At 75.0% G+C, this 15,114-nt stretch carries 14 protein-coding genes; 4 read left to right on the top strand and 10 right to left on the bottom strand.

Translation table 11 applies throughout. The features are described from left to right. Positions 1-57: 57 nt before the first annotated feature. The 3 genes from G011_RS0123895 to G011_RS0123885 form a co-directional block, all read right to left on the bottom strand. Complete coding sequence (locus tag G011_RS0123895; protein ID WP_013153423.1) at positions 58-567, bottom strand: hypothetical protein; 510 nt, start codon at positions 565-567, stop codon at positions 58-60. Positions 568-689: 122 nt separating this feature from the next. Then, a complete protein-coding gene (locus tag G011_RS0123890) occupies positions 690-1,136 on the bottom strand; it encodes a MarR family winged helix-turn-helix transcriptional regulator (protein WP_019610670.1) in 447 nt (148 codons plus the stop codon). A 72-nt stretch (positions 1,137-1,208) separates the two neighbouring features. Further along, a complete protein-coding gene (locus tag G011_RS0123885) occupies positions 1,209-1,970 on the bottom strand; it encodes an SDR family oxidoreductase (protein ID WP_019610669.1) in 762 nt (253 codons plus the stop codon). Positions 1,971-2,077: 107 nt separating this feature from the next. Between G011_RS0123885 and G011_RS0123880 the strand changes: the two genes are divergently transcribed. Then, positions 2,078-5,263, top strand: coding sequence for a BTAD domain-containing putative transcriptional regulator (locus tag G011_RS0123880; protein WP_019610668.1), 3,186 nt, complete (start codon positions 2,078-2,080; stop codon positions 5,261-5,263). 60 nt (positions 5,264-5,323) lie between these two features. Here G011_RS0123880 and G011_RS0123875 read toward each other — a convergent pair whose 3' ends face one another. Continuing rightward, positions 5,324-6,130, bottom strand: a complete 807-nt coding sequence (locus G011_RS0123875) for a peptidoglycan recognition family protein (protein ID WP_019610667.1) — start codon at positions 6,128-6,130, stop codon at positions 5,324-5,326. Between the two features lie 443 nt (positions 6,131-6,573). On the opposite strand from G011_RS0123875, the gene G011_RS0123870 reads away from it, so the two are divergent. Continuing rightward, positions 6,574-7,050, top strand: coding sequence for a hypothetical protein (locus G011_RS0123870; protein ID WP_013153420.1), 477 nt, complete (start codon positions 6,574-6,576; stop codon positions 7,048-7,050). A 24-nt stretch (positions 7,051-7,074) separates the two neighbouring features. On the opposite strand, the gene G011_RS0123865 is transcribed toward G011_RS0123870, so the two are convergent. The 4 genes from G011_RS0123865 to bla (G011_RS0123850) form a co-directional block, all read right to left on the bottom strand. After that, entirely contained in the window at positions 7,075-8,106 is a 1,032-nt protein-coding gene (locus G011_RS0123865; protein ID WP_019610666.1) for a phosphatidylinositol-specific phospholipase C domain-containing protein, read from the bottom strand. A gap of 143 nt (positions 8,107-8,249) precedes the next feature. Beyond that, positions 8,250-8,600, bottom strand: a complete 351-nt coding sequence (locus G011_RS0123860) for a DUF3817 domain-containing protein (protein WP_019610665.1) — start codon at positions 8,598-8,600, stop codon at positions 8,250-8,252. Positions 8,601-8,920: 320 nt separating this feature from the next. Then, positions 8,921-9,874: a class A beta-lactamase gene (gene bla / locus G011_RS0123855; protein WP_019610664.1), complete on the bottom strand. Its 954-nt coding sequence runs from the start codon at positions 9,872-9,874 to the stop codon at positions 8,921-8,923. A gap of 62 nt (positions 9,875-9,936) precedes the next feature. After that, a complete protein-coding gene (gene bla, locus G011_RS0123850) occupies positions 9,937-10,854 on the bottom strand; it encodes a class A beta-lactamase (protein ID WP_019610663.1) in 918 nt (305 codons plus the stop codon). A gap of 208 nt (positions 10,855-11,062) precedes the next feature. Between bla (G011_RS0123850) and G011_RS0123845 the strand changes: the two genes are divergently transcribed. Beyond that, entirely contained in the window at positions 11,063-12,007 is a 945-nt protein-coding gene (locus G011_RS0123845; protein ID WP_019610662.1) for a LysR family transcriptional regulator, read from the top strand. Further along, a complete protein-coding gene (locus G011_RS0123840; RefSeq protein ID WP_013153414.1) occupies positions 12,004-12,912 on the top strand; it encodes a serine hydrolase in 909 nt (302 codons plus the stop codon). The genes G011_RS0123845 and G011_RS0123840 overlap by 4 nt, the downstream gene beginning before the upstream one ends. 133 nt (positions 12,913-13,045) lie before the next feature. On the opposite strand, the gene G011_RS0123835 is transcribed toward G011_RS0123840, so the two are convergent. Beyond that, complete coding sequence (locus G011_RS0123835; protein ID WP_019610661.1) at positions 13,046-13,912, bottom strand: LLM class F420-dependent oxidoreductase; 867 nt, start codon at positions 13,910-13,912, stop codon at positions 13,046-13,048. Positions 13,913-14,170: 258 nt separating this feature from the next. After that, positions 14,171-15,067 (bottom strand): LysR family transcriptional regulator ArgP, encoded by an 897-nt coding sequence (locus G011_RS0123830; RefSeq protein WP_019610660.1) that lies wholly within the window; start codon positions 15,065-15,067, stop codon positions 14,171-14,173. Positions 15,068-15,114 lie beyond the last annotated feature (47 nt).

The raw sequence follows: 15,114 nt of genomic DNA, 5'->3' as shown, positions 1-15,114 counted from the left end.
CCGCTTCCGGCACCATTCCCCTCCCGCGTCACACCTATCCCGCTCCCGGGGCGCCGGTCACGCCCCCGAGCCCGGGCGGACGATCATGAGCACGACGACGGACGCCCACACCAGGTTGTAGATCCCGGTGATCATCGACAGCGTGCGCAGCGCGCGGGGGTCGCCGGGCTCGCGGAGCGCCTCGCGCTGGCGGGGGTAGATCAGCGCGGCCAGCATCAGGCCCGCCAGGGCCGTGAGCAGCATCGAGACGATGACCCAGATCTCGCCCATCCGGCCCTGGAGCAGGGCCAGGGCGATCCCGACGGCGGGGACGACGATCCCGGCGACGGCGTAACCGCGGGTGGTGCGGTGCAGCAGGGCGGCCACGGCGGCGTCGCGTTCACCCGGGTCGCGCCCGTCGGGGGAGCGGGCGCCCGGGGGCGTGCCCGCGGCCCCCGCGTCGGCGGCGCCGACGGTGGCGGGCACGGCGACGGGGGCGAACCGCGGGAAGAGGCTGGCCGCGACGGTCGATCCGCCGACGAACACGATGGCGGCGAGCACGTGGACCGAGAGCAGCAGGTGTTCCATGAGATGTCCTTCTTCCTTCAGGGTGCCTGAAGCATACCCCTGGCTTCAGGCACCCTGAAGGAGGGGTCGGTTCACGACCCCGGGGACTTCCGGGAAACGGGAGAGGCGGCGGATGGCCGCTCTCAGGAGCCGCCCGGTGCGCCGAAGGCCTCCCGCGCGGCCTCGCCCACCCGCCGCTGCACGGGGTCGGCGTCCGGCCCGAACATCGCGGTGTCCACCGCAGCCACCGCCTGCCTGGCCGCGTCGAGCAGGCGGGCGCCCTCGTCGGTGATCTCGATCGCCGAGGCGGCCCCGGCCCGCGACGTGTGGTCGCGCACCAGGCCCGCGGCGACCAGCGACTTCACCGAGCCGTGCACGCTCTGGACCGTGATCCCCGACATCCGCGCCAGATCGCTGAACGAGACGCCCGGAACCCCGGAGATGTGGCCGAGCAGCCCGAGCCGGGCGACCGTCAGGTCCAGGGGCGCGAGCGCGGCGTTCAGTTCGGTCTCGATACCGCGCGCCAGGGTCAGCAGGATGATCGAGGGACTGGTCACGGGCGGTCCGGGGCGGCTGTTCTCGGTGCTCACCTCACCAGTCTCCCCCACCGCGCGGGGCGGATCCGCCCCGCGCGGCAGCCTCCGGGACGGGGCCCGGAACGGCTACAGGCTGGTGCTCAGGCCGAGGCCCATACCGCCGTCCACGGGGATCTCCGCGCCCGAGGTGAAGGTGGCCTCGAACCCCAGGAAGAGCACGGCGCGGGCCACCTCGTCGACGGTGCCGTGGCGGCCCATCGGCGTGGCCGCGTCGCCCACCCGCATGAACTCCTCGCGATCGGCTCCCCCGAGGCCCGCGATCCCCATCGTGGGGGTGTCGGTGAAGCCCGGCGCGACCGTGTTCACCCGGATGCCGCGCGGCAGCAGCTCCGAGGCGAGCACCCGGCTGAAACCCAGCACGGCCGCCTTGGCGCCCGTGTACACGCTCATCCCCGGCGTACCGGTCATGTTCGTCACCGAGGTGGTGAACACGATCGCCCCGCCGTCGGCGACCAGCGGCGCCAGCCTCTGGACGGTGAAGAAGGCCCCCTTGGTGTTGACCGCGAACAAGCGGTCGTAGGACTCCTCCGTCACCTCCCCGAACGGGCCGAGCTCCGCGGTCCCGACGTTCACGTGCAGGAGGTCGATCCCGCCCAGCGCGGCGCGCACGGCCTCGGCCAGAGCGTCGGTGTCGGCCAGGTCCGCCACGTCGGCGCGCACCACGTGCGCCTCCGGCCCCAGGCGGCCGCGCGCCTCCTCCAGGTTCTTCTCACTGCGCCCGGTCAGCAGCACCCGGGCCCCTCCGGCGAGCAGCGCCTCGACCACGCCCATCCCCATGCCGTGCGTCCCGCCGATCACCACGGCCCGCTTGCCCGCGTAGTCCCCCATCACCGGTCACCCCGTTTCGGTCCGGGGGCGGCGCCTCACCGCCCCGCACAGGACCACGGTGGCGGCGGCCGCCACGGTTGTCCTACGGGATCGCTACGGTTGTCCGCATGCGTTTCGGGGTGCTGGGTCCGCTGACGGTGCGGACCGACGACGGTGAGCCCGTCCGGATCCGTGACACCAAGGTGCGCGCCCTGCTGGCCTCCCTGCTGCTGGCCCGGGGACGCCTGGTGCCCGCCGACCGCCTCGTGCGGGACCTGTGGGGCGACACCCCTCCGGCCCGCCCCGCGGCCGTCCTCCAGGCCCGGGTCTCCCAGCTGCGCGGCGACCTGGAGCGCGCCGAGCCCGGGGCCCGCGCCCTGGTCCGCCACCGCGCGCCCGGCTACCTGCTGGACGCCGACGACGTGGACGCCGCACGGTTCGAGGAACTGCTGCGCCGGGCCGCGCGGGCCGAGGAGCCGCGTGAGCGCGCGGACCTGCTCACCCGCGCCCTGGACCTGTGGCGCGGGCCCGTGCTGGCCGAGTTCGCCGACACCGAACCGGCGCGGTCCGCCGCGGCCCACTGGGAGGAACTGCGGGCGACCGCCCTGGAGGACCGGGCCGAGGCCCGTCTGGAACTGGGGGAACACGCCGCGCTGGCCGTCGAGCTGGCCGAGGCCGCAGCCCGACACCCCTACCGCGAGCGCCTGCACGCCGCCCGCGTCCGCGCGCTCTACGGGGCGGGCCGACAGGGGGAGGCCCTGGCCGCCTACGAAGGGCTGCGCGCCCGTCTGGCCGAGGAGATGGGGATCGACCCCGGCCCTGAGCTGACGGCCCTGCACCGGGCGGTCCTGACGCAGGACCCGTCCTTGGACCCGGCCCCGCACCCCGCGCCCCCGCAGGGGGCCGCCGCGTTCCCCGCCGCGCACAGGACGGCCGTCCCCGCCGCCGGACTGCCCGCGCCGGTCGGGGACCTCATCGGCCGGGACGAGCACCTGCGGGCGCTGCGCTCCCTGATCGGCGCCCAGCGGATGGTCACCCTCACCGGCCCCGGCGGAGTCGGCAAGACCCGGCTGGCCCTGGCGGCGGCCCGCGCCCTGGACCCCGGCACGGCCCTGTTCGTGGAACTGGCCGCGCTCGCCCCCGGAGGCGACCCCGTGCCCCTCCTGGCCGCGGCCCTGGGGGTCCGCGACGACGCCTCGGAGCCGGGGGCCGCCCCGCACGAGCGCGTCGCCGGACTCCTGCGCGGTCGCGACGCCCTGCTCGTCCTCGACAACTGCGAGCACGTCGTCGGCCCCGTGGCGGACACGGTCGCCCGCCTGCTGGGCTCGGTGCCCGACCTGCGCGTCCTGGCCACCAGCCAGGTACCGCTGGACGTGGCCGGGGAGCACCTGTACGCGCTGCCCCCGTTGGACCTGCCCGATCCCGACACCGACGACCCCGAAGCGCTCGCCGCCTCGGGCGCGGTACGGCTCTTCACCGCGCGCGCCCGGGCCGCCGCGGCCTCGTTCGCGCTCGACACCGACACCGCTCCCGCCGTCGCCGCGGTCTGCCGACGCCTGGACGGCATCCCCCTCGCCCTCGAACTGGCCGCCATCCGGCTGCGGCACATGGGCGTGGCCGACATCGCCGCCCGCCTGGACGACCGCTTCGCCCTGCTCGGGGCCGGCCGCCGCGACGCGCCCGCACGCCAGCGCACCCTGCGCGCCGTGATCGACTGGAGCTGGGAACCGCTCTCCGCGGCCGAACGCGCCGTGCTCGGCCGCCTGGCCGTGCACGCCGACGGCTGCGACCTGGCCGCCGCCGAGGCGGTGTGCTCCGATCCCGGCACCGTGCCCGTCCACGAGGTACTGGGGCTGGTGGGGGCGCTCGTGGACCGCTCGCTCGTCGTGGCCGCCGACCGCTCCGGCGCGACCCGCTACCTCCTGAGGGAGTCGGTGGCCGCCTACGCCCTCGAAAGGCTGGAGGAGGCCGGGGACGCGCGCCGCACCCGCGCCCGGCACGCCGCCCACTTCGCCGAGCTGGCCGGGCACGCCGACGAAGGGCTGCGCGGCGCCGACCAGGAGCACTGGCTCCGGCGCCTGGACCGCGAGTCGGCGAACCTGGACGCGGCCCTGGCCTTCGCGGTGAAGGAGTCGGACGCCCGCCTGGCCCTGCGCCTGGCCGAGTCCGCGTGCTGGTACCGGTACCTGCGCGGGCGCGCGGGGGCGGCCCGCACCGCCCTGGACGCCGCTCTGTCCGTGCCCGGCGCACCTCCCGTGGCCCGCGCCCGGGCACGGGTGTGGCGGGCCGCCCTGGCGGTACCCGGCTCCGAGGACGCCCGGCGGTGGAGCGCCACCGCCGAGGAGGACTTGGCCCGGGTGGACGACCCGGTCGCGCACGCCCGCCTGACCTGGTTCACGGAGTTCACGCGCTGGGGGCTGGGCGATCCGGCCCGGGCCGCGGCCCGGGTGGAGCGGGCCCGTGACGCCTGCGTGCGGGCGGGGGACACGTGGGGCGCGGCGGTCGCGCGGGAGACCCTGGCCCGGGCGGCCTTCGCCCGGGGCGACCTCGCCGGAGCCCGGCGGGAGGCGCTGGAGGCCGAGCGGGCACTGCGCGTCCTCGGTGACCGGTGGGGGATCCTGCGCGCCTCCGACACCCTGGCCCAGGTCGCCGAGGCCCGCGGCGACCTGGCGGAGACGACCCGGCGTCACGAGGAGGGGCTGCGCATCGCCGAGGGCCTCCGGCTGTGGCACACGTTCTCCCTCAAGCTCTCCGGCCTGGGGCGGGTCGCCCTGCTCAACGCGGACCTGGACCGGGCCGACGCGCTGCACGCCCGGGCGCTGCGGGTGGCCGAGGAGCACGCGGACCCGGTGGGCGAGCAGTTCGCGGACGCAGGGATCGCCCTGGCCGCCCGCCGCCGGGGAGACCTGGACCTGGCCGAGCGGTCGCTGCTGCGCCGCCTGGAGTGGAACCGGCGCGTGGACGGCCGGATCGGGACCGCCTTCATCCTCACCCAGCTGGGGTTCGTCGCCGAACAGCGCGGCGATGCGGAGGCGGCTCTGGAACTGCACGGACGGGCGCGGCGTGAGGCCGAGCGCAGCGGCGACCCGCGTGCGGTCGCCCTGGCGATGGAGGGGCTGGCCGGAGCACACGCGCTGGCGGGCGGGTACGGCCGGGCGTCGCGGCTGCTGGAGCGGGCCGCGGCCCTGCGGGAGGAGGCGGGTGCGCCGCTGGCGGCGGTCGAGCGCTGGGACGTGGACCGGGTCAACGGGCGGATCGGTGCGGGTGGTGCCCGCCGCGAGGCGACGGGCACCGCGGTCGGCGACGCGCCCTGAGCTGTGCCGGACCCGAAGCGCCGCGGACGGCGCGGGACCCGGAGCGCTCCGGCGGGCGGGTCAGCGGGTGAAGTCGTCGGGGCCCCGGGCGGGACCGTGGTAGAACAGGCGGTCCGTCTCGTCCTCGGGCACGGTCGGGTAGGTCGGGCCGTTCCCGGCGGGCGCGCGGTGGGCGACCGTTCCCAGGACCGGCGCCAGCATGGCGTCGGCGACCGCGTCGCGCAGCTCCGGGAGCAGCGCGTACAGCACGTCGCCGGGGCAGGCGGTGGCGTTGAAGTCGCGGTGGCCCAGGATCGCGCTGTGCGGATCGAGCCGGTAGGCCCCGCACAGCCACGCCAGAGTGGCCACCAGCGCGTCGGTCAGGGCCCCGGTCGGGCTCACGCTCGTGTAGAGGCCCTCGTTCTCGATGCCGATACAGGTGCTGTTGTTGTTGGCCACGTGCGCGCCCACGACGTGGCTGCCCTCGCGGATGGCGGCGAAACTGCGGTCGCGGCCCTCCATGACGTGGCCGCCGCGGCTGATGGTGAGCTGCTGGCCGGTGTCCAGCCAGCCGTTGGAGTCCATGTGGTAGTTCTGGATCGCCCTGGACAGGGCGTAGGCGTGGCTGAGCGAGTAGTCGGTGCTGTTGGCCGTCGCGGTGTGGTGGACCACGATGTAGCTGGGCGCGGTGGTCAGGATCTGGACCCGGCCCGCGGGCGAGCGCGCTCCCCAGTCGGCCCGGGTGTGCAGGGGTGGTTCGGCCACCCCCGCGGAGGCGTTCGCGCCGCCCGCGGTGAACGCCCCGCCGAGAACGGCGGCGCCGGAGGCCAACGCGGCCCCGCGCAGGACGGTGCGTCTGTCCGGACCTGACCGGTGGGTTCTGGTCATGGGTGATCCTTCGGCTCGTGTCATGACTTGCCAGTCCATAAGAGAACACGGACCACCCACGGTGCACAAAGTGTGACGCGGTGAATTTTCATGGCCGTGACCGGCCAGAACGCCACTCTTTGACCCCATGGGTAGAAGTAGGTCGTCGGTGTACAAGACGGCGGAGAAACGATAGAGCGGGAATGCGCGTTTTCCGCTGTTCCATCCCCGCCTCTTTGCTCGTCTTTTCCGTTGTCCTCGACAGGTCTTTTCCGAACCGCGGTGCCCGAGCCCGGCACCGGTTCCCGTCGGGCGCCGGGCGGTGCCCCCGGAGCGCCACCGCCCTTGACTGCGCCGCTGTCCGGCCCCGGGCGTTTGCTGTACGATCCCTGGCTATTCAGGCGTCCCGTGCCCCGGGCTCCTTCTCCCCCACCCCGAGAACCGACGGAAGAAGAAGAGGACCCATGACGAGTACGACCGCCGAGAGGACCGGGCGCCCCGGGACGGTGGAGGCGGCCTTCCTGCTCCTGCTCGCCCTGATCGCCGTCGACCTGGTGCTGTGGGTGCTGAACGTGTTCGTTGTCGCCCCCACCGGCCTGGACAGTATGCGCGCGGCCGCGGGCGAGGAGGGGGGCCTGCGCCAGGCCGCCGTGTCCGGCGCCGCCACGCTGCTGTTCGCGGCGGTGGGCGTCCTCCTCGCCGTCCTGGTGCGCCGGGGCCGCAACTGGGCGCGCCTCCTGATCGCCGCCGCCGCTGCCCTCGTCGTGCTCATGGACCTGGCCACCGCGAACATGGACGCCATCGTGTGGCCGCCGGCCGGGATGTCGGCCTACGACGTCCTCGGTTACGCCGTTCCGGGACTGCTGGGGCTTTCCGCCCTCGTGCTGCTGTTCCTGCCCGCGTCCAACGCCTACTTCTCGCGCGGGGCGCGAGCCGAGTAGGCCCCGCGGCGGACGGCACCGGCGTCAGCCGGGGCCCGGGCCGTGCGGGACGACCATGGACAGCACCCCGGGCAGGCCCGCCCAGTCACTGGTCACCGTGGTGGCCCCGGCCTGCGCGAGTTCGCGCACGCGGGCGGCGGCCTCCTCCGGGGAGGGGGTGCGCGCGTCGATCGCGGGGGACACCGCGTGGGCGTCGGTCATCACCAGGAGGTAGTCGTTCTCGCCGTACCAGGAGGTGTCGATGCCCCCGGTGTAGGCCGGGGCGCTGCCGTCGAAGACCACGAACCACGGCCGCAGCTCCTCGGCGTAGCGCTCGCGCGGGTCGCCGCCGCGGGCTCCGAGCACCGCCGGGAAGGTGGCCGCCTCGTCCAGGCGGCCCCCGGCGGCCAGGTCGCGCAGGCGCGACGCCTGCTCCTCGTCGGTCCACAGGTCGTCGAAGGGGTTGCCCTGCTCGAAGGTGCCCGGGGTCAGGTAGACGACGACCCTCCCGGCCAGAGCGCCGCGCGAGGGCCAGCCGTCGGCGCGCACCGCCTCGTCCAGGGTGGCGTGGGCGCCCGCCAGCAGGTCGTCCGGCCGGAACAGGGCGTCGCCCAGGACCTGGTCGGCGAGCGCGTCGAACTCGGCGGGGCCCAGACCCGCCTCGGCGTGGTAGCCCTTCTTCATCTCGACCTTGAGCAGCAGCGGCGGGTGGCCGGGGTTGGCCTCGTGCCAGGTGCGCACGTCGCGCAGGCAGTCGGCGAGGTCGCCGTCGCCGCCCCGGCGCAGTTCGTCGGGGCTGGTGGCCCCGGCGCAGTTGTTGTGCTGGCCGACCAGTTCGTGGTTGACCCGCCAGGTGCCGAACCACTCGTCGGTCCACACGTCCAGTTCCAGGAGCCCGGCACCGGAGTCGAGGGCGTCGGCGAAGTGGGGGAAGGTCGCCGTCTCGTAGGCGTTGTGCACGCCCACGGAGGTGGTCTGGGAGAGGGCCTGCTCGGCAGCGGAGGCGGGGGAGGGGGCGCTGATCAGGGCGAGGGCGAGCGCGGCGCAGGTCAGCGCGGCGGTGCGGGCGGAGGGCATGGGGGTCCTTCGGCGCTGGGGGTCACTGACTGGTGGTCAATCAACCACAGGTCACCGCTCGTGCGCAAAGGGTCATGCTCCGGAAGGTGGCGCGGGGCCCAACGGAGGATGAAGTCCCGTCGGGCCCCGCGAAGTCCGGGGGTTCAGGCCACGGGCTCGGGCGCGCGGTCCCGCTCCTCGGCGCGGGGGGCCAGACGCCCGGTGCGGTGCAGCCACCAGTCCGCGACCAGGGTGCCCAGGGGAGGCACGGAGGCGGCCAGGGCCACCAGGGTCGCCCACAGGTTCCAGCGCAGGTGCAGGGCGGCGGCCAGGGTGACCACCACGTAGAGCACGAAGGCGCCCCCGTGCAGGGGGCCGAAGAGGTGCACGCCCGCCTCGCTGCCGCTGCCCAGGTACTTGACGTACATGCCGCCCAGGAGGCCGATCCAGGTCAGGGCCTCGATGATCGCCACCACGCGGAAGACGATCGCTGTGACACGGGGACTGATGCTCACGCTGTTCCTCGGACTCGCTCGGTTCTGGACAGGAGGGGAGGTTCCCGGCGCCCGCCGGGCCCGGACCGCTCCCAGGCTAGGACACGTTTTCGAGTGGCCGAATCCGGGGCGGAAGGTGCGAAAGCACACGTTCGGGCGTTCCGCGCGCACCGGTGACGGGCCCCTCCGGCCCGGCCCGTGGCGGTGGGCACAGGTCGGGGGAGACGGAGGACCCGGGGGCACGCGCCCCCGGGTCCTCAGCGGGCCTCTTCGACCGGGCTTCTTCGGCCGAGCCCTCCCGGCCGAGTCGCCTCAGCCGGGTCGCACCGAGCCCGGCACCGTCAGCCCAGGGCCTCCACCACGACCTCGGCGGCCCCGGCGATCAGCGCGTTGTCGTACTCGGCGTCCTCCTCGTCACGGCTGGACATGACGGCGAGGACGATGGGGTCGCCCTCCGGGGGCCACAGGACGGCGATGTCGTTGCGCGTGCCGTAGTTCCCGCTCCCCGTCTTGTCGCCGACCTCCCAGCCCTCGGGCACCCCGGCGCGGATCAGCTCGTCCCCGGTCAGGTTGTCGACGAGCATCCGCGTGAGCACCTCGCGCCGGTCCTCGGGCAGGGCGTCGCCGAGGACGAACTCGCGCAGGCTCCCGGCCATGGCGCGCGGCGTGCTCGTGTCCCGGGTGTCACCGGGAGCCCACCGGCTCAGGCCGGGTTCGACGCGGTCGGCCTCGATCACGTCGTCGCCCATCTCCTCCATCGCCTCCTCGAACCCGTCGGGTCCGCCGAGCTCGTCGAAGAGCAGGTTGGCGGCGGTGTTGTCGCTGTAGCGGACGGCGGCGTCGGCCACCTCCACCAGGGGCAGCCCGGTGTCGACGTGCTGTTCGGTGACCGGTGAGTGGCCGAACACGTCGTCGGCGTCGTAGGTGACGACCTCCTCCATCTCCTCGGGCGTGTTCCGCTGGAGCACCAGCGCCGCGCTGAAGGCCTTGTGGGTGGAGCAGTAGGCGAACCGCTCGTCGGGGCGGTGCGCGACCTCCTCGCCGCTGCCGGTGTCCACCGCGTAGACGCCCAGCCGCGCGTCGAACTCCTCCTCCAGGTCCGCGAACTCGTCGGCGAACCCGGCGGAGAGGTCGGCCGGGGCCGACCGCCCGGCCGAGCCCTCGGCGGAGGGCCCGGCCGAGGGCTCCGTCCCCGGAGCCGGTCCGGAACCGTCCGCCCCGCAGGCGGCGGCGGGAACGAGGGTGACCGCGGCCAGGGCCGCGAGTCCGGTGCGCCGTAGGGGTGAAAGCAACATTTTCCCTGCTCCTTCTGTCCTGGGGACGTCCGGTCTCCGTGCCCGGTCGGCACGGAGCGGCGTCAGGCCAGCTCCTCCGCGACGACCTCGGCGGCCCGGGCGATCAGGGCGTTGTCGTACTCGGCGTCCTCCTCGTCACGGCTGGACATGACGGCGAGGACGATGGGGTCGCCCTCCGGGGGCCAGATGACGGCGATGTCGTTGCGCGTGCCGTGGCTCCCGGCGCCGGTCTTGTCGCCGACCCTCCAGTCCTCGGGCACCCCGGCGCGGATCAGCTCGTCGCCGGTGGTGTTGTTGACGAGCATGTTGTTGAGCACCTCGCGCCGGTCCTCGGGCAGGGCGTCGCCGAGGGTGAACTCGCGCAGGCTCCCGGCCATGGCGCGCGGTGTACTCGTGTCGCTGGTGTCCCCGGGGGTCCAGTCGTTCAGCTCGGTCTCGAGCCGCTCCGGGTCGGTGACGTCGTCGCCGATCGCCTCCAGTTCGTCCTCGAACGCGTCCGGCCCGCCCAGCTCCTCGAAGAGCAGGTTGGCGGCGGTGTTGTCGCTGTGGCGGACGGCGGCGTCGGCCACCTCCATCAGCGTCATGCCCGTGTCCACGTGCTGCTCGGTGATCGGCGAGTAGTCGACCAGGTCCTCCTCGGTGTAGGTGACGACCTCCTCCATCTCCTCGGGCGTGTTCTGCTGGAGCACCAGTGCCGCGGTCAGGGCCTTGTGCGTCGAGGCGTAGGCGAACCGCTCGTCGGGGCGGTGCTCGACCTCCTCGCCGCTGCCGGTGTCCACCGCGTAGACGCCCAGCCGCGCGTCGAACTCCTCCTCCAACCGCTCGAACTCCCGGGCGGGACCGCCGGAGGCCGCCGGAGAGGCCGACTGCTCCGCCTCGGGGGTCGCGGCGCCGTTGGCCGCCGCGCAGCCGGTGGCGGGGACGAGGACGACCGCGGCCAGGGCCGCGAGTCCGGTGCGCCGGTGGGATGAGAACACCATGTGTGCCTGCTCTTCCTGTCCTGGGTGTGCGCGGGTCTTCGTCCGGGGCCGAAGGCGGTCCGGACACGGAAGACCCCCGGTCAGCCGTGCGGGAACCCGCACGCGCCGCCCTGCCGGGCGGCCTCGACCAGCAGTCTGACCGCTGGCAATGATGCTGTCCAAGACAGAAACGACCATTTCCATGCCAGAACGGCATACTATGAGGGCCATGGACCTCGTCGGCGCCTGCAAGGCGTTCGTGAACGTGAGCGAGAGGGGCAGCTTCACCCTCGGAGCCGCCGCCGCGCGCATCCCCCAGCCGGTCGCCAGCAGGCGCATCGCCGCCCTGGAGAGACACCTGGGCGCCCGCCTGTTCGACCGCTCCACCCGCCGGGCCACCCTCACCCAGTTCGGCCGCGACATGCTGCCCTCGGCCAGGCGCCTGGTCCGGCTGGCCGAGGAGATGGAGCACGACGCCGAGAGGGCGGCGCTGCGCCCGCTGCGCCTGGCCGTGCCCGACACCTGCGCCACGCGCGACCTCGCCCTCCTGGGCGCCGAGGCCCGCGAGGAGGGCATCCACCTGGACTTCCGCTCCGCCGCGCCCGCGGCGCGGACCGAGCTGCTGGGCGCCCGCGAGGTGCGCGCCGCCCTGGCGGGGGTGCCGCCCGGCGAGGCCGCGTGGACGGTCCCGCTGGGGCTGGCGGGCGCCGGGGAACCGCGCGCCGGGGCCGTCTACCTGGAGACCCTGCGCCTGCCCCGCGACCGCTCGTCCTCGCGCGGCCGCCGCGTCTGGCTCCAGCCCGAGGACGACGTCCCCCACGTGCGCGATCCCCTCAACCGCCTGCGCGACGCCGTGGGCCTGCGGCCCGGCCAGGTGGTCCTCGCCGCCTCCCTGGCCTCCGCCGCAGCCGAGGTCCTGGGTTCGGAGGACCTCCTGCTCTGCTCGCCCCGCCAGGCCGAGGACCTGGGACTGTACTGGCGCCCCACGGGCGAGGTCCGCCTCGCCCGCGGCTACGAGGTGGCCGCCGAGACCGGGGACGAGGCGGAGCGGCTGCGCGCCCTCCTGGGACGGGCGATCGCCCGCTGCCTGGGCGCCCCGGCGGGGGAGGGCCGTCCCGGCACGGGCGGGCGCGAACCGCTCGGGCGCCCCGACCCCGGACAGGAGTCCGCGTGAGCGCCACCGCCCTGGTCCGCGACCTGCGCCGCGAACTCGACGAGGGGGGACTGCGGGGCTCCTTCCTCGTACGTGACCTGCGCACGGGCGAGGAACTGGGCATCGAACCCGACCTGGAGTTCTCGACGGCCTCGCTCGTCAAGGTCCCGCTCGCCGTCGCCACGCTCGAACGGATCCGCGCGGGGGAGATCGACGGCGCGGAGCAGGTCCTCGTGCAGCCGGGCCGGATCACCACCCCGGGGCCCACCGGGGTGAGCCGGTTCCGCCACCCGGCCCGCGTCAGCGTCGAGGACCTGCTCTACCTCAGCATGTGCCTGAGCGACAACGCCGCCACCGACGCCCTGTTCGAGATCACCCCTCCCGAACGGGTCGCCGCGTCGCTGCGCGCGGCCGGGCTGCGCGGCATCACCGTCCGGCACACGATGCGCGGCCTCAGCGACACCCCCGCCGACCGGCTCGGCCCCGAGGGCGCGCACCTGGCGCACTCGCTGGCCATCGGCGAGGGCACCGCCGGACGGGGGCACCGCATCGAGCAGCTCGACGTCACCCGGGCCAGCTCCGGGGCGGCCCGGGCCTTCGCCGACCTGCTGGAGGCGCTGTGGCGGCCCCGGGCGATCGACCCGGACGTGGCCGCCCGGGTGCGGGAGCTGATGGGCGACAACCTGCTGCGCCACCGGCTGGCCCCCGACTTCACCTCCGACCTCTCCCGGTGGTCGTCCAAGACCGGGACCCTGCTCAACCTGCGCCACGAGATCGGTGTGGTCGAGCACGCCGACGGCCAGGCCTTCGCCGTCGCGGTGCTCACCGAGTCGCGCGTGCCCGCCTACCACCAGCCGGGGGCCGAGGCGCTCATGGCGCGCGTGGCGCGGGAGCTGCGCGACCACCTGCGCGCGGGAGTCCGCTGACCGACGAGGAGCACTCCTTCACCGCGATCCCGTACCCGTAGCCGAAGTCGGCGCCCGAACCCCGCTGTAAGACGCGGGCCGGGGCCCCCGGGCCACACCGGCGACTCGTGCGGCCCGACCATGGGGGCGGGCCTCAGCCCCGGGCGGTGAGCCCGAGGGCCGGGGCGAGCCGGGCCAGCACCGGCAGGATGTCGCCGTCCTCGGCCAGCGGCTGCACCGCGACGTGGTCCGCGCCCGCCTCCAGGTGCGCGCGCAGCTCCGCCGCCGCCGACTCCGGCGCGCCCTGCGCGACCATGGCGTCCACCAGCGCGTCGCTGCCGCCGTCGGCGAAGTCCTCGTCGGAGAAGCCCAGGCGCCGGAAGTTGGCGAGGTAGTTGGTCAGCCGGTTGTCGACGTAGACGCTGAGCCCCTTCCTGCCGGTGCGCCGGGTCCGCTCGCGGTCCTCGCCCAGGGCCACCTTGTGCTCGGGAGCCAGCAGCGGGCCCTGGCCCAGTGCCTCGCGCGCGCCGCGGGTGAACTCGGGGTTGACCAGGTAGGGGTGGGCTCCGGCGGAGCGCTCGGCGGACAGGCCGAGCATCCGCGGCCCCAGGGCGGCGACCACGCGCCGGTCCGCGGGCACGCCGCCGCGGTCGAGGGCGTCCAGGTAGTCCACCACCGCGCCGAAGGGCCTGACCGCCTCGGGGCCGTTGGCCTCGCGGTGGCCCGCGCCGATGCCGAGCAGGAACCGGCCGGGGTGCTCGGACTCGATCCGGCGGAAGGAGTCGGCCAGCGCCTCCGCGTCCGCGGTCCAGATGTTGACGATGCCCGTCGCGACCGCGATCCGCGACGTCGCGGCCAGTGCCGTGGACACCTCCTCCAGATCTGCGCCGGGGGAGCCGCCGACCCAGACGGCTCCGTAGCCGAGCCGTTCGATCTCGGCGGCCGCGTCGGCGGTCAGGTCGGTCCTCGTCACCCACACTCCGTAGGTCCCCAGGTCGACGGCGGTGGCGTTCAGGCTCATGTCGGGCCTTTCTTGACGGTGGTGTCGGCGTGCCGCCCCCGGCGGCCCGCCGGACGGACACGGGGGACCTACCCACCTTCCTCCCCGAACGAGCGCCCCCGGGCGGGGAAGGGGAGTCCTCCTGGCCGCCGTGCCCCGTTCTGGGCGGAGCACCGGGCGCGTCTCCCCGGGACGTGCTCCGTGCCGCCCGCCCGGTGCGGAGCCGAGGGCCCGGCCGCCGGGACGGACCACGGCGCCCGCGCGGCGCGAAGACTCCGGTCACAGCGGGTGCAGGCGCTCGGCCGCGCCCGCGCGCACGGCCTCCGAGACCCGGTCCAGGACCGGGGAGCGCAGGTTCCACCGCTGCCAGTACAGGCGCACGTCCACGGGGCGGTCCGGGGCCAGGGCCACGAGCCGCCCCGAGGCGATGTGCTCCGAGCACTGCGGTTCGGGCACCACGCCCCACCCGAACCCGAGCAGGACGGCCCGGGCGAAGTCCTCCGAGGCCGGGACGTAGTGCCGGGGGCCGGAGGGCTCACCGCCGGGGGACTCGCGCAGGAACCGGTCCTGGAGGTCGTCGCGGCGGTCGAAGTTGACCACCGGAGCCCGGGCGAGCAGCTCCGGGTCCGCCCGGCCGCCGAGGTGCTCCCGGTCGAAACCCGGACTGCACACCGCGTGGTAGCGCATCGCGCCCAGCCCCGCCACGGTGCACCCCTGGACCGCCTCGGGGGTGGAGGTCACGGCGGCCATCACCGCCCCCGAACGCAGCAGGGAGGTGGTGTGCTCCTCGTCCTCGCGGTGGATCTCGAACACCGCGCCCAGGTCGTCGGGCGGGTCCGCCAGCGCCTCCAGGAACCAGGTGGCCAGGCTGTCGGCGTTGACGGCCAGCGGCACCGACACCCGGCCCCGCTCGCGCTCGCCCAGCCGCAGCTCCGCGGAGGCGTCCTCGTCCAGCAGCAGCACCTGGCGGGCGTAGCGCAGCACCACGTCCCCGGCGGCGGTGGTCCGCACGGGGTTCGTGCGCTGGACCAGCACACGGCCCGCGGTCTGCTCCATCGCCCGGACCCGCTGGGACACCGCCGAGGCCGTCACGTGCAGCCGCCGCGCGGCGGCATCGAAGGTGCCCTCGTCCACCAGGGTCGTCAGGGTGCGCAGATGGTCGAACTGGAATGGCATTTTAAGCCTCTCTCAGGGATCCTAAGAAAGTTTAGCTTTACTGCACA

The organism is Nocardiopsis sp. CNS-639, assembly GCF_000381685.1.
Classification (GTDB): domain Bacteria; phylum Actinomycetota; class Actinomycetes; order Streptosporangiales; family Streptosporangiaceae; genus Nocardiopsis; species Nocardiopsis dassonvillei.
Note: the sequence above shows the minus strand (reverse complement) of the source record. Positions and strands in the feature narration are given on the sequence as shown.

Coding starts and splice junctions, on each gene's coding strand:
- bla (WP_019610664.1), bottom strand. CDS start 9,874: ATGTTGCTTTCACCCCTACGGCGCACCGGACTCGCGGCCCTGGCCGCG.
- bla (WP_019610663.1), bottom strand. CDS start 10,854: ATGGTGTTCTCATCCCACCGGCGCACCGGACTCGCGGCCCTGGCCGCG.
- G011_RS0123895 (WP_013153423.1), bottom strand. CDS start 567: ATGGAACACCTGCTGCTCTCGGTCCACGTGCTCGCCGCCATCGTGTTC.
- G011_RS0123830 (WP_019610660.1), bottom strand. CDS start 15,067: ATGCCATTCCAGTTCGACCATCTGCGCACCCTGACGACCCTGGTGGAC.
- G011_RS0123880 (WP_019610668.1), top strand. CDS start 2,078: ATGCGTTTCGGGGTGCTGGGTCCGCTGACGGTGCGGACCGACGACGGT.
- G011_RS0123875 (WP_019610667.1), bottom strand. CDS start 6,130: ATGACCAGAACCCACCGGTCAGGTCCGGACAGACGCACCGTCCTGCGC.
- G011_RS0123845 (WP_019610662.1), top strand. CDS start 11,063: ATGGACCTCGTCGGCGCCTGCAAGGCGTTCGTGAACGTGAGCGAGAGG.
- G011_RS0123865 (WP_019610666.1), bottom strand. CDS start 8,106: ATGCCCTCCGCCCGCACCGCCGCGCTGACCTGCGCCGCGCTCGCCCTC.
- G011_RS0123835 (WP_019610661.1), bottom strand. CDS start 13,912: ATGAGCCTGAACGCCACCGCCGTCGACCTGGGGACCTACGGAGTGTGG.
- G011_RS0123870 (WP_013153420.1), top strand. CDS start 6,574: ATGACGAGTACGACCGCCGAGAGGACCGGGCGCCCCGGGACGGTGGAG.
- G011_RS0123885 (WP_019610669.1), bottom strand. CDS start 1,970: ATGGGGGACTACGCGGGCAAGCGGGCCGTGGTGATCGGCGGGACGCAC.